The following is a 13,121-nucleotide window of genomic DNA, read 5'->3' on the forward strand; positions in this document are numbered from 1 at the left end:
CGCTATGAACTCCAGTCGACCTTATCTGGTCCGCGCGCTCTACGAGTGGATTGTGGACAATGATTGCACCCCGCACATGCTGGTCAATTCCGAGTATCCGTCGGTGCAGGTGCCTCAGGGTTTTGCCAGTGACGGACAGATTGTCCTGAACGTATCACCGGCCGCCGTGCGTCATCTGCACATGGACAACGAAGCGGTCAGCTTCGAAGGGCGCTTCGGTGGCGTGCCGCACACCCTGTACGTGCCTATTGCATCGATCCTGGGCATTTACGCTCGGGAGAATGGCCAAGGCATGGTGTTCGATCTGGAATCGCCCATGGAGGACGAGGAAGAGATCGAGCCGGATGATGATCTTCCGCCACCCGACAGCGAGCCGCCGCGTCCCAGCGGTCGACCCAGTTTGAAAGTGGTGAAGTAATAAAAAAGGCGATCCATATGGATCGCCTTTTTTGTGCCTGCGATTTACGCGTCAGTCGATGTACTCAAACAGCTTCACGATCTTCTGCACGCCGGAAACACCCTGTACCAGGTTGGTCGCCTGTTCCGCTTCCTGCTTGGTCAGCAGGCCGAGCAAGTAGACGATGCCATTCTCGGTGACAACCTTGATGCGCGAGCCCGGGATGTTCGGGTCGGTGAGCATCTGGGTCTTGATCTTGGACGTCAGCCAGGTGTCGTTCTGGCGGGCGAGGAAGCTGGAGGGTGGCAGAATCTGCAGTTCGTTGTGAACCGTCTTCACCCGCTGAACAGCCGAAGCGGCTTGTTCGGCCTTGGCCTTGAGGTCGGCGCGCGGGGTTTGCCCGGCGAGCAACACAACACCGTTGAAGCTGGTGACGACGATGTGCGAATCGTTATCCAGAGCCGGATCGGCCTTGGCGATGTTCACGCCGACCTTGGTGTCGATCAGGGAATCGTCGATCTTGCTGCCGAAGGTGCGTGTGCCGCGGTCATCTTCGATAGGCGCTTCACGGCTGGCGTTAACCACTGATGTGCAGCCGCTGATGCCGAGGCACAGGGTCAAGGCCAGAAGGCCTAGGCGATTAGGGGTCATTCTTCACTCCCGAACAGTTGGCTGTCGATCAAATCGCAAAGGCAATGGATCGCCAGCAGGTGGACTTCCTGAATACGTGCAGTGACATTGGCCGGTACGCGAATCTCGACGTCCTCAGGCAATAGCAGCGATGCCATGCCGCCGCCATCGCGACCGGTCAATGCTACGACAATCATTTCGCGATCATGTGCGGCCTGGATCGCTTGAATAATGTTCGCCGAGTTGCCGCTGGTGGAAATCGCCAGCAATACGTCGCCTGGCTGGCCGAGGGCGCGGATCTGTTTGGAGAAGATTTCGTTGTAGCTGTAATCGTTGGCAATCGAGGTGATCGTCGAGCTGTCGGTGGTCAGCGCAATGGCTGGCAGGCTCGGACGTTCACGCTCGAAGCGATTGAGCAGCTCGGACGAAAAGTGCTGTGCATCGCCGGCGGAGCCACCGTTGCCGCACGAAAGCATTTTGCCCTCGTTGAGCAGGGCGTTGACCATCACCTGGCTGGCTTGCTCGATGTGCGGTGCAAGTACGTCCATCGCCATTTGCTTGGTGTCGATACTGGCCTGAAAAAGCTGGCGAATTCGGGATTGCATGTCCATCTGTGTGACCTTAATTAGCGCGGCTACTTGGCACATGAATGTGCAGCCCGCAAAGCAAAGAGCAAAAGTGTTGGGTGTGGGTGTCCGGTTCGGGGCGCAAGCGATCAGCAGTCGAAGGCATTTTGCATCCAGTTCAACTGATCAAGGCTGCTGTCGATGGCAACCACGTCGAAGCGGCAGGGGGAATCGGCCCAGCGCGACTCGCGCTGAAGAAAATACTGCGCGGCGAAAATCAGTTTCTGCCGTTTGCGCCCATCGATGCTATCGAGTGCGCCACCCCACTGGGTGTTTTTTCTGTAGCGAACTTCAACGAATACTACTGTATCGCCATCAAGCATGACCAGATCAAGCTCGCCACGTTTACACAACCAGTTCTGCGCCAGCAGGCGCAGACCTTGTTGTTGAAGATGCTCGAGCGCATGGCGCTCGGCATCCTTGCCGCTTTGCTGGCGTGACCTGTCGGGCATTAGCGCGCAGTGTCCGGAAGGCGTTGAACCTGGCCGTTGACGAACTGTGCCCACGGCAACTGGCGAACCACCCGTTGATTCTGGGTCATGCCCAGGCTACCCGACTGACCTTCGATGCGGCTGTCCGGCAGTGCCTTGAGTTGCCCAAGGCGCGGTGCCAGGCGATAGGCATCGACGCCCATTGCGTACAGGCGGCCCAGGCTGCCGGCGGCTTGTGGCCATTGCGCGGTGACCTGTTTACGCAGGGGATCGTTGGCGTCCAGCAACCATGGGGTTTCGCAGAAGCGAATGCCGTTCATGTCGTTGTACTGATTCACGTCGCCGCTGGCACTGAATACGTGGGAAGTGGCGTAAACCGGCACGTCACCCGCGTATTGGAAGTTCAGGGTCGGCTTGATCTGCTGGGCTTGTTGCGGTGTGGCAGCCAGGAAGATGAATTCGATGTCCTGGCGGCGCGAAGGCTGGGCCGCAACTTGCGAGCCGACGGTGCTTTGCAGGCTCTTGGCGCGACCTTCACTCTGGCGCAGCTGGAACATGTCGGCAATCTGCTGGGCCAACTGGACCGGCTGGTCGACACGCTCGGTGGCAATGATGGTGCCGCCGTTGGCTTGCCAATCCTGGCTGAAGGCTCTCAGTACGCGATCGCCCCATTCGCCTTTCGGCACCATGATGGCGGCGCGATGCAGGCCATCGGCGCGTGCGCGACGGGACACTTCGCGAGCTTCATCCTCAGCTGCAAGACCGAACTGGAAAAGCTGGGGCGGACCTTGTTCGCCTTCGCTGTAGTTCAGGGCCAGGGTAGTGATCGGCAGTTGTGGGCGAGCGCTGAGCTGTTTGACCAGCGGCTTTTCCAGCGGACCGACCACCAGTTGCACGCCGTCGGCCTGGGCCTTGCGATAGAACTCGTCCATCGAGGTCAGCTTCGAGCTGTCATAGAACTCGATGGCTGGCGGCTTCTGCCCGGCTTGTTGCGCCTGGTAATGAGCGGCCATGAAGCCTTCGCGCAGTGCTTTGCCAACCGATGCCAGCGGGCCGTCTTGCGGCAGCAGCAGCGCGATTTTGCTCAGGGACTGGCTGGCCAGTTCCTTGAGGTTGGTCAGTGGCAACGGCAGCTGGATGGCCGCCGGGTGCTTGGGGTTCTGGGCGCGCCAGTTGTCGATCGCGGCTTGCTGCTGCTCCAGGGTGCCCGCGGTTTTCACCGCCAGCGCCAGGCCCATCCAGCCGCCGAGGTCGTCGGAGGTGGTCGGTTGCAGTTGATCGGTCGGCAACGAGGCAATCAGGATCCAGATCGCTTCGTGGTTCTTGCTGGCCGCATCACCGCTGAGCATTGGCGCGATGAAAATGCGCTCCCGTGCGGCGGCGAGTGTCTGGCCATCGGCTTCAAGGGCGCGAGCATGGACAGTGCCTGTGCGCACCTGTTGCTCGACCGGAAGTTCGCCGAGATGTTGCAGGCTTGGATGGCTCAAGGCCGTCAATGCAGCCTTGGGCTGATTACGCGTCATGGCCAGTTCCGCCGCCAGGGTGCTGGCGAAGACTTGTGGCGCTGGCTTGAGTTGTTCCAGCGGAACCAGTTGCAGGATTTGCGCGGACTGGCCGGCGTTACCCTGACGATAGGCCAGGTCTGCCGCGCTCAGGCGCAGCAGCGAGGCTTTCTCCGCGTCCTTGCTTTGAGCGGCCTGATCGAGCAGTTGCTCGATACTGGCATCCGGGGTCCGTGGAAGTTCGCCAAGGCTGGAAGAGGGCGAGCTGGCGCAAGCCGCCAGCAAGGCAGCGAGGCAGAGGGCAGTGAACAGCCGCAGGCAAGCGATCATGTAGTGTTCCTGATACTCGATCAAATTAGCGTGGAATTGTACCCAAGCACTGGCCGGGGCGCGATGTTACTGGCGTGAATCGATCAATTTAGCTCGTGCAAATGTTGCAGTGGCGCACAAATGACTGGAAATCCCGGGGAGGGCGGGGCGTATCGCAAGCGCCGGTACGCGCTACAATGTCGCCTTTTACCGATCATGAGGTGTGCGCTTTGACTGCTCCAGGTGCTTTGAATTCCGCTGCTGGCTCGCTTTATGTGGTGGCGACGCCCATCGGCAACCTGGACGACATCAGCGCACGTGCGCTGAAGATCCTGCGTGACGTTGCATTGATCGCGGCTGAAGACACCCGTCACTCCCAGCGATTGATGCAGCATTTTGGCATTCCCACGCCGCTGGCGGCTTGTCATGAGCACAACGAACGGGATGAAGGTAGTCGTTTTATCACCCGTCTGCTGGCGGGCGACGATGTTGCGCTGATCTCCGATGCCGGCACACCGCTGATTTCCGATCCTGGTTATCACCTGGTGCGTCAGGCCCGCGCCGCTGGAATCAATGTTGTGCCGGTGCCGGGTGCCTGTGCATTGATCGCAGCGCTGTCGGCGGCGGGGCTGCCGTCGGACCGCTTTATCTTCGAGGGTTTCCTGCCAGCGAAGACGGTCGGTCGTCGTGCTCGTCTTGAGCAAGTCAAGGAAGAGCCGCGCACGCTGATTTTTTATGAGGCGCCACACCGTATCCTGGAATGCTTGCAGGACATGGAGCTGGTATTCGGCGCTGAGCGTCCGGCGTTGCTGGCGCGTGAACTGACCAAAACGTTCGAAACCCTTAAAGGTTTGCCGCTGGCCGAGTTGCGCCAGTTCGTCGAGTCGGACAGCAATCAGCAGCGCGGTGAGTGCGTGGTGTTGGTCGCAGGCTGGGCGGCGCCAGAGACTGAAGATGCGGTCAGCAGTGAAGCCATGCGCATCCTCGATCTGTTGCTCGAAGAGATGCCGCTCAAACGTGCGGCGGCCTTGGCGGCGCAAATTACCGGCGAACGCAAGAATGTGCTCTATCAGGTCGCTCTCGACAGGCAAAAAGGTGAGTGAAAACCGACGTAAAGGCGCGGCCGAAGGCGTTTAGCGCTTGTTCTTCGGTCGCTGTGCCGTTAACCTTCGCGGCGGAGAGTCGATTGGACAGTCGCTGCCCTCTATGAAAATTAGGGGGGGGAGGAAAGTCCGGGCTCCATAGGGCGAAGTGCCAGGTAATGCCTGGGAGGCGTGAGCCTACGGAAAGTGCCACAGAAAATAACCGCCTAAGCGCTTCGGCGCCGGTAAGGGTGAAAAGGTGCGGTAAGAGCGCACCGCACGTCTGGCAACAGTTCGTGGCTAGGTAAACCCCACTTGGAGCAAGACCAAATAGGGTCCCAAGGCGTGGCCCGCGCTGGGACCGGGTAGGTTGCTAAAGATGTCCAGTGATGGCCATCGTAGACGAATGACTGTTCAAGACAGAACCCGGCTTACAGATCGACTCTCCACCTTTTTTCTCCCCTCTGCTTAAATCATTGAGCAGGGTGCCGGTGATAGCAATTTCCCTCCTTCCAGAATCATCAGCAGAAGCACTTTCGTAATACCAAAAAAATCTTACTCTTAACAAACTACTTTAACTTTCGAACGCAGCCTTCTGTGCGCATTCAAGTTATCGGACAAATTCACCTGCCGGATAGTCGTTTCCCCTCTCTTTAGCTTCCTAAATCTCAGTTCTGTAAGGCTTTTCCTTTAAAGCGCGCCTTGACGGTGCGGTGGCCGCATTCCTATAGTGTGCGCAAGTGGCGGAAAGTGGCATGAAGTGGGTTTTTTGAACGTAAAACGCTAATATTTGGAGAAACGCTGTCGTGTTTCGCGGAGCTAACGCTATCAGTCTCGACGCAAAGGGCCGTCTCGCCATGCCGAGCCGGTACCGTGACGAGCTCGTTTCGCGTAGTTCCGGTCAGTTGATCGTGACAATTGATGCCGTTGATCCGTGTTTGTGTGTTTACCCCCTCGATGAGTGGGAAATTATTGAAACCAAACTGCGCGCACTGCCTTCGCTTCGCGAAGAGAACCGCCGCCTGCAACGTTTACTGATTGGTAATGCCGTCGACCTCGAGCTCGATGGCAGTGGTCGTTTTCTGGTTCCGCCGCGTCTTCGTGAATATGCCAAGTTGGATAAACGCGCGATGTTGGTTGGCCAACTGAACAAGTTCCAATTGTGGGACGAGGATGCCTGGGATGCGGTTTCTGCCGCTGACCTGGCTGCTATTCAACAACCGGGCGCCATGCCTGATGAACTGCGTGATTTGATCCTGTGACTATTGATAGCGGCTTTAACCACATCACCGTACTGCTTGACGAAGCCGTCGAGGCTCTCGCCGTACGTCCTGATGGCTGCTATCTGGACGGTACGTTCGGTCGCGGCGGGCACAGTCGGTTGATCCTCAGCCAACTGGGCCCCGATGGTCGGGTCCTCGGATTCGACAAAGATCCTCAAGCGATTGCCACCGGGCAGACGCTGGCGGCCGAAGACGGCCGCTTTGTCGTTGTGCAGCGCAGCTTTGCCGAGCTCGGTTCGGAAGTGGCCGAGCGCGGCCTGCACGGCAAGGTCAGCGGTGTTTTGCTCGACCTCGGCGTGTCTTCGCCACAACTCGACGACCCTGAGCGCGGCTTCAGTTTCCTCAATGACGGCCCACTGGACATGCGCATGGACCCGTCTCGCGGGATCAGCGCAGCCGAGTTCGTCAACACCGCGCCAGTGGAAGAAATTGCCCGGGTATTCAAGGAATACGGCGAAGAGCGATTCTCCGGTCGCATGGCTCGTGCCGTGGCCGAACGTCGCGACATCAAGCCGTTCGAACGCACAGCCGATCTGGCGGAAGTCCTGAAAGTCGCCAACCCGGCATGGGAAAAGGGCAAAAACCCGGCAACCCGTGCATTCCAGGGTCTGCGCATTCACGTCAACAACGAGCTGGGCGATCTGGAAGCCGGCCTTGAAGCCGCGATGGACTGCCTGGAAATCGGTGGTCGTCTGGTCGTCATCAGCTTCCATTCGCTTGAAGATCGCATCGTCAAACTGTTCATGCGCAAGCTGGTAAAAGGCGAAGCCGACAACCTGCCGCGCAACCTGCCGGTTCGCCACGTAGCCTTCGAACCGAAAATCAAAGTCCATGGCAAAGCGCAGACGGCCTCCGACGCCGAACTCAAAGCCAACCCACGTTCCCGTAGCGCCGTCATGCGCGTCGCGGAGAAGCTGCGGTGAGCAAGCTTTTCGCCAAGCCACTTCCCGGCGGAAGCTTTTTCATGCTGCTGCTGTTTCTGGCCGTGCTCGTGTCGGCCATTGGCGTGTCCTACAGCGCTCACTGGAACCGTCAATTGTTGAACTCGCTGTACAACGAGTTGAGCGTGCGCGACAAGGCGCAAGCGGAGTGGGGCCGGTTGATTCTTGAGCAAAGTACCTGGACCGCCCACAGCCGTATCGAAGTCCTGGCCACCGAGCAACTGAAGATGCGCATTCCTGGCGCAGCTGAAGTGAAGATGGTGACGCCATGATGAAGCTCGAAGGCGCACTGTTCCCATGGCGATTCCGCGTGGTCCTGGGTTTGCTCGGCATCATGGTCGTGGCGATTTGCTGGCGTATCATCGATCTGCAAGTGGTCGATCGTGCCTTCCTGAAAGGTCAGGGCGATGCGCGCAGCGTTCGACACATCCCGATTCCTGCTCACCGTGGTCTGATCACCGACCGTAACGGCGAGCCATTGGCCGTGAGTACGCCGGTCACCACCCTGTGGGCCAACGCCAAGGAAATGCAGCTGGCCAAAGAGAAATGGCCGGCACTGGCAGCAGCGCTGGGGCAAGACCCCAAAGCCCTGGCCGAGCGTCTCGAAGCACAGGCCAACAAAGAATTCATTTACCTGGTGCGCGGGCTGACCCCCGAGCAGGGCCAGTCTGTGCTCGATCTGAAAGTGCCGGGCGTCTACGGCATCGAAGAGTTCCGGCGCTTCTACCCGGCCGGTGAAGTCACCGCGCACATGGTCGGGTTTACCGACATTGATGACCACGGGCGTGAAGGCGTCGAGCTGGCGTATGACGAATGGCTCGCCGGTGTCGCCGGCAAGCGACAGGTCATCAAGGATCGGCGCGGCCGACTTATCAAGGATGTCCAGGTCACCAAAAACGCCAAGGCCGGCAAGCCCTTGGCGTTGTCCATTGATCTGCGTCTGCAATACCTGGCCAACCGTGAACTGCGTAACGCGATCATCGAGAACGGCGCCAAGGCTGGCAGCCTGGTGATCATGGACGTGAAGACCGGCGAGATCCTCGCCATGGTCAACCAGCCGACCTACAACCCGAACAACCGTCGCAACCTGCAACCGGCGATGATGCGCAACCGCGCCATGATCGACGTGTTCGAGCCGGGCTCGACCATGAAAGCGATCTCCATGAGCGCCGCGATCGAAACCGGGCGCTGGAAACCGAGCGATACCGTCGAGGTGTACCCAGGCAGCCTGCAGATTGGTAAATACACCATCAAGGACGTTTCCAAGACCGAAGGTCCAGTGCTCGACCTGACCGGCATTCTGATCAACTCCAGTAACGTCGGCATGAGTAAGGTCGCGTTCGACATCGGCGGCGAAACCATTTTCCGTCTCGCGCAGAAAGTCGGCCTCGGCCAGGACACCGGCCTCGGCTTCCCGGGCGAGCGCGTTGGCAACCTGCCGAACTACCGCGAATGGCGCAAGGCTGAAACCGCCACGCTGTCCTACGGCTACGGTATTTCCGTGACCGCGATCCAACTGGTCCACGCCTTCTCGGCCCTGGCCAACAACGGCCGCATCGCACCGCTGACCCTGATCAAGACCGACAAGGCGCCGCAAACCACACAAGTGTTGCCCGAAGCCGTCGCGAAAACCATGCAAGGCATGCTGACCCAGGTGATCGAAGCTCCGCGCGGCGTGTTCCGTGCGCAAGTGCCGGCGTACCACGTGGCAGGCAAGTCGGGTACCGCGCGCAAGACTTCGGTCGGCACCAAAGGCTATGCAGAAAACTCCTACCGCTCGCTGTTCGCAGGCTTCGGCCCGATGAGCGATCCGCGTTACGCCATCGTGGTAGTGATCGATGAACCGACCAAGGCCGGTTACTTCGGTGGTCTGGTTTCGGCGCCGGTGTTCAGCAAAGTGATGTCCGGCACCCTGCGCCTGATGAACATCACCCCGGACAACTTGCCGCCGACTCAAACCGCTAATGCAACACCGGTCGTTCCACTGAAAGCCAATGGAGGGCGCGGCTGATGTCTCTGAGCCTGAACAAGATTTTCGCCCACGCCGGCCGCGATCTGTTGATCCGCGAACTGACCCTGGACAGCCGCAATGTGCGCGCTGGCGACCTGTTTCTCGCCGTTCCGGGCGGCAAGTTCGACGGTCGTGCGCACATTGCCGATGCGTTGCAGCGTGGTGCTGCCGCCGTGGCGTATGAGGTTGAAGGCGCCACCGTGCTGCCGATCACCGACGTGCCATTGATTCCGGTCAAAGGCCTCGCGGCGCAGCTGTCGGACATTGCCGGGCGTTTTTATGGCGACCCGAGCCGGCACCTGAATCTGATCGGCGTGACCGGCACCAACGGTAAAACCAGCGTCACGCAATTGGTCGCGCAAGCCCTGGACCTGCTCGGCCAGCACTGCGGCATTGTCGGCACCCTGGGCACTGGTTTCTACGGAGCACTCGAAAGTGGATTGCACACCACGCCGAACCCGATTGCCGTGCAAGCGATGTTGGCTGACCTGAAAAAGGCCGGCGCCAAAGCCGTGGCCATGGAAGTGTCTTCCCACGGCCTGGATCAAGGTCGCGTAACTGCGCTGGCGTTTGACGTGGCGGTGATGACCAACCTGTCCCGCGATCATCTGGATTACCACGGCACCATGCAAGCCTATGGCGAAGCCAAGGCCAAGCTGTTTGCCTGGAACGATTTGAAGTGCCGGGTGGTTAACCTCGACGATGAGTTCGGCCGCCAATTGGCCGCCGATAAAGGCGAGTCGCGCCTGATTACCTACAGTCTGGAAAACACCAGCGCCTACCTTTATTGCCGTGAAGCGCAGTTCGATGACGAAGGCGTACGCGCCACATTGGTCACGCCCCAGGGCGAGCATCATTTGCGCAGCACGCTGCTCGGTCGTTTCAACCTGAGCAATGTGCTGGCTGCGGTCGGCGCCTTGCTCGGCCTGGATTACGCGCTGGACGAAATCCTCAAGGTCCTGCCGAAGCTCGAAGGCCCGGCGGGTCGCATGCAGCGTCTTGGCGGCGGCAATCAACCTTTGGTTGTGGTCGATTACGCCCACACGCCCGATGCTCTGGAAAAAGTCTTGATGGCCCTGCGTCCCCACGCCAAAGGTCGCTTGCTGTGCCTGTTTGGTTGCGGCGGTGATCGCGATCGCGGCAAGCGTCCGCTGATGGCCGAAGTGGTCGAGCGTCTGGCCGATGGCGTGCTGGTGACCGATGACAACCCGCGCACCGAAGATCCAGCCGTGATTTTCGACGACATCCGTGTCGGTTTCACCAACGTGGATAAAGTCACCTTCGTCGCGGGCCGTGGCCAGGCGATTGCCCAATTGATCGCCAGCGCTTCGGTGGACGACGTGATTGTCCTGGCCGGCAAAGGTCACGAGGACTATCAGGAAATCAACGGCGAGCGTCACGATTTCTCCGACCTGGTCGAGGCTGATCATGCCTTGACCGCATGGGAGGTAGCTCATGCTTAAGCCCTGCAAATTGAGCCAGCTGACCAGCGCACTGAGCGGTCGGATGGTCGTGGCCGACGCCACGTTCGATGGCGTCAGCATCGACAGCCGCGCGATCAAGCCCGGCCAACTCTTTATTGCCCTGACCGGTCCGCGCTTCGACGGTCATGACTATTTGAATGACGTGGCAAACAAAGGCGCCGTCGCGGCGCTGGTCGAGCGTGAAGTCGCCGACAGTGCGCTGCCGCAATTGGTGGTCAAAGACACTCGCCAGGCCCTTGGCCAGTTGGGCGCGATGAACCGTGCAGCGTTCACCAACCCGGTCGCCGCAATCACCGGTTCCAGCGGCAAGACCACCGTCAAGGAAATGCTCGCGAGCATCCTGCGTACGCGCGGTCCGGTGCTGGCGACCCGTGGCAACCTGAACAATGACCTCGGCGTGCCGTTGACCTTGCTCGAACTCGCACCGGAACACACCGCTGCCGTGATCGAGCTTGGCGCGTCGCGTCTGGGTGAAATTGCCTACACAGTCGGCATGACCAAACCGCATGTGGCCGTGCTGAACAACGCCGGGACTGCCCATGTTGGCGAGTTCGGCGGGCCGGAAAAAATTGTTGAAGCCAAGGGCGAGATTATTGAAGGGCTGGACGCCGATGGCGTCGCCGTTCTGAATCTGGACGACAAGGCGTTCGGCATCTGGAAGACCCGCGCTGCCGGCCGCAAAGTCCTGACGTTTGCCTTGAGCAATGTCAGCGCCGACTTCTACGCCAGTGATCTGGACCGCGATGCACGCGGTTGCCCGTCCTTCAATCTGCACAGCCCTGAAGGTGTGGAGCGCGTTCAACTGAACCTGCTCGGCACCCATAACGTCGCCAACGCCATGGCTGCCGCTGCCGCCGCACACGCCTTGGGCGTGTCGCTGTTGGGCATTGCCACCGGTCTCGGCGCGGTGCAACCGGTGAAGGGCCGCACCGTCGCGCAACTGGCCAGCAATGGCATGCGCGTGATCGATGACACCTACAACGCGAACCCCACCTCCATGTGCGCGGCCGTTGATATACTCGCCGGCTTTTCCGGCCGCACCGTTCTGGTGCTCGGGGATATCGGCGAGTTGGGCGACTGGGCGGAGCAGGGGCACCGGGATGTGGGCGAGTACGCCCGCGGCAAGGTTTCCGCGCTTTACGCTGTCGGGCCATTGATGGCTCACGCCGTAAACGCTTTCGGCCCGCAAGCTTTTCACTTCAGCACTCAGGCTGAACTGATCAAGGCACTCGGCGCCGAGCAGGACACAAACACCACTATTTTGATCAAGGGCTCGCGCAGCGCTGCGATGGAAAACATCGTCGCCGCTTTGTGCGGGTCCAGTCTGGAGAAACATTAATGCTGCTGCTGCTAGCGGAGTATCTGCAACAGTTCTACAAAGGCTTCGCGGTCTTTCAGTACCTGACCCTGCGCGGGATCCTCGGTGTGCTGACCGCGCTGGTTTTGTCGCTGTGCTATGGCCCGTGGATGATCCGCACTTTGCAGAACCGTCAGATCGGTCAATCCGTTCGTAACGACGGTCCACAATCGCACCTGTCCAAATCCGGCACCCCGACCATGGGCGGCGCGCTGATTCTGTCGTCCATCGGCGTCAGCACCTTGCTCTGGGCTGACCTGAGCAATCGCTATGTCTGGACCGTTTTGCTGGTGACATTGCTGTTCGGCGCTATCGGCTGGGTCGATGACTACCGCAAGGTGATCGAGAAAAACTCCAAAGGTTTGCCAAGCCGCTGGAAGTACTTCTGGCAGTCGGTGTTTGGCCTCGGCGCAGCGATCTTCCTTTATATGACCGCGACCTCGCCGGTGGAAACCACGCTGATCCTGCCGATGCTCAAGGACTACAGCATTCCGTTGGGCATAGGCTTCGTCGTCCTGACTTACTTCGTGATTGTCGGCTCGAGCAACGCCGTTAACCTGACCGACGGCCTCGACGGCCTGGCGATCATGCCGACCGTGATGGTCGGTGGTGGCCTGGGCATTTTCTGCTACCTGTCGGGTAACGTGAAATTCGCCGAATACCTGCTGATTCCCTACGTCCCCGGCGCAGGTGAGTTGATCGTGTTCTGCGGCGCGTTGATCGGTGCGGGCCTGGGCTTTCTCTGGTTCAACACCTATCCGGCACAGGTTTTCATGGGTGACGTCGGCGCACTGGCGCTGGGCGCGGCCCTAGGCACCATCGCGGTGATCGTCCGTCAGGAAATCGTCCTGTTCATCATGGGCGGCGTGTTCGTGATGGAAACCCTGTCGGTGGTTATCCAGGTTGCTTCTTTCAAGATGACCGGTCGCCGCGTGTTCCGCATGGCACCGATTCACCACCACTTTGAACTCAAGGGCTGGCCTGAGCCGCGCGTGATTGTCCGTTTCTGGATCATCACCGTGATTCTCGTATTGGTCGGCCTTGCCACCCTGAAGCTGAGGTAGAAAC

At 59.7% G+C, this 13,121-nt stretch carries 13 protein-coding genes and 1 other RNA gene; 10 read left to right on the top strand and 4 right to left on the bottom strand.

Annotated elements, in window-relative coordinates:
- Positions 1 to 4 precede the first annotated feature (4 nt).
- Positions 5 to 418, top strand: coding sequence for a ClpXP protease specificity-enhancing factor (locus tag QRN31_RS25385; RefSeq protein ID WP_008037283.1), 414 nt, complete (start codon positions 5 to 7; stop codon positions 416 to 418).
- Between the two features lie 51 nt (positions 419 to 469).
- On the opposite strand, the gene QRN31_RS25390 is transcribed toward QRN31_RS25385, so the two are convergent.
- The 4 genes from QRN31_RS25390 to QRN31_RS25405 form a co-directional block, all read right to left on the bottom strand.
- On the bottom strand, positions 470 to 1,048 hold the full coding sequence (locus tag QRN31_RS25390; RefSeq protein WP_285435292.1) for a BON domain-containing protein: 579 nt from the start codon (positions 1,046 to 1,048) through the stop codon (positions 470 to 472).
- Complete coding sequence (locus QRN31_RS25395) at positions 1,045 to 1,638, bottom strand: phosphoheptose isomerase (protein ID WP_008025961.1); 594 nt, start codon at positions 1,636 to 1,638, stop codon at positions 1,045 to 1,047. The genes QRN31_RS25390 and QRN31_RS25395 overlap by 4 nt, the downstream gene beginning before the upstream one ends.
- A 104-nt stretch (positions 1,639 to 1,742) precedes the next feature.
- Positions 1,743 to 2,105, bottom strand: a complete 363-nt coding sequence (locus tag QRN31_RS25400; RefSeq protein WP_018930123.1) for a YraN family protein — start codon at positions 2,103 to 2,105, stop codon at positions 1,743 to 1,745.
- Positions 2,105 to 3,916 carry a penicillin-binding protein activator gene (locus tag QRN31_RS25405; RefSeq protein WP_285435298.1) on the bottom strand — a complete coding sequence of 604 codons (1,812 nt, stop codon included), beginning with the start codon at positions 3,914 to 3,916 and terminating at the stop codon, positions 2,105 to 2,107. The genes QRN31_RS25400 and QRN31_RS25405 overlap by 1 nt, the downstream gene beginning before the upstream one ends.
- A gap of 176 nt (positions 3,917 to 4,092) precedes the next feature.
- On the opposite strand from QRN31_RS25405, the gene rsmI reads away from it, so the two are divergent.
- The 9 genes from rsmI (at position 4,093) to mraY (ending at position 13,117) form a co-directional block, all read left to right on the top strand.
- Positions 4,093 to 4,998 carry a 16S rRNA (cytidine(1402)-2'-O)-methyltransferase gene (rsmI, locus tag QRN31_RS25410; protein ID WP_285435300.1) on the top strand — a complete coding sequence of 302 codons (906 nt, stop codon included), beginning with the start codon at positions 4,093 to 4,095 and terminating at the stop codon, positions 4,996 to 4,998.
- A 75-nt stretch (positions 4,999 to 5,073) separates the two neighbouring features.
- Positions 5,074 to 5,427: RNase P RNA component class A (gene rnpB, locus QRN31_RS25415), an RNA gene on the top strand.
- A 356-nt stretch (positions 5,428 to 5,783) separates the two neighbouring features.
- A complete protein-coding gene (gene mraZ, locus QRN31_RS25420; protein WP_008147486.1) occupies positions 5,784 to 6,239 on the top strand; it encodes a division/cell wall cluster transcriptional repressor MraZ in 456 nt (151 codons plus the stop codon).
- Positions 6,236 to 7,183 carry a 16S rRNA (cytosine(1402)-N(4))-methyltransferase RsmH gene (gene rsmH, locus QRN31_RS25425; RefSeq protein WP_167360478.1) on the top strand — a complete coding sequence of 316 codons (948 nt, stop codon included), beginning with the start codon at positions 6,236 to 6,238 and terminating at the stop codon, positions 7,181 to 7,183. Before mraZ ends, rsmH begins: the two co-directional genes overlap by 4 nt.
- A complete protein-coding gene (ftsL, locus tag QRN31_RS25430) occupies positions 7,180 to 7,473 on the top strand; it encodes a cell division protein FtsL (RefSeq protein WP_090180249.1) in 294 nt (97 codons plus the stop codon). Before rsmH ends, ftsL begins: the two co-directional genes overlap by 4 nt.
- On the top strand, positions 7,473 to 9,212 hold the full coding sequence (locus QRN31_RS25435) for a peptidoglycan D,D-transpeptidase FtsI family protein (protein WP_222590283.1): 1,740 nt from the start codon (positions 7,473 to 7,475) through the stop codon (positions 9,210 to 9,212). Before ftsL ends, QRN31_RS25435 begins: the two co-directional genes overlap by 1 nt.
- Positions 9,212 to 10,675 carry a UDP-N-acetylmuramoyl-L-alanyl-D-glutamate--2,6-diaminopimelate ligase gene (locus QRN31_RS25440; protein ID WP_285435304.1) on the top strand — a complete coding sequence of 488 codons (1,464 nt, stop codon included), beginning with the start codon at positions 9,212 to 9,214 and terminating at the stop codon, positions 10,673 to 10,675. The genes QRN31_RS25435 and QRN31_RS25440 overlap by 1 nt, the downstream gene beginning before the upstream one ends.
- Positions 10,668 to 12,035 carry a UDP-N-acetylmuramoyl-tripeptide--D-alanyl-D-alanine ligase gene (locus QRN31_RS25445; RefSeq protein ID WP_285435306.1) on the top strand — a complete coding sequence of 456 codons (1,368 nt, stop codon included), beginning with the start codon at positions 10,668 to 10,670 and terminating at the stop codon, positions 12,033 to 12,035. Before QRN31_RS25440 ends, QRN31_RS25445 begins: the two co-directional genes overlap by 8 nt.
- Complete coding sequence (gene mraY, locus QRN31_RS25450; protein ID WP_090180261.1) at positions 12,035 to 13,117, top strand: phospho-N-acetylmuramoyl-pentapeptide-transferase; 1,083 nt, start codon at positions 12,035 to 12,037, stop codon at positions 13,115 to 13,117. The genes QRN31_RS25445 and mraY overlap by 1 nt, the downstream gene beginning before the upstream one ends.
- The last annotated feature ends 4 nt before the right edge of the window (positions 13,118 to 13,121 follow it).

Source organism: Pseudomonas sp. fls2-241-R2A-110, assembly GCF_030209165.1.
GTDB lineage: Bacteria > Pseudomonadota > Gammaproteobacteria > Pseudomonadales > Pseudomonadaceae > Aquipseudomonas.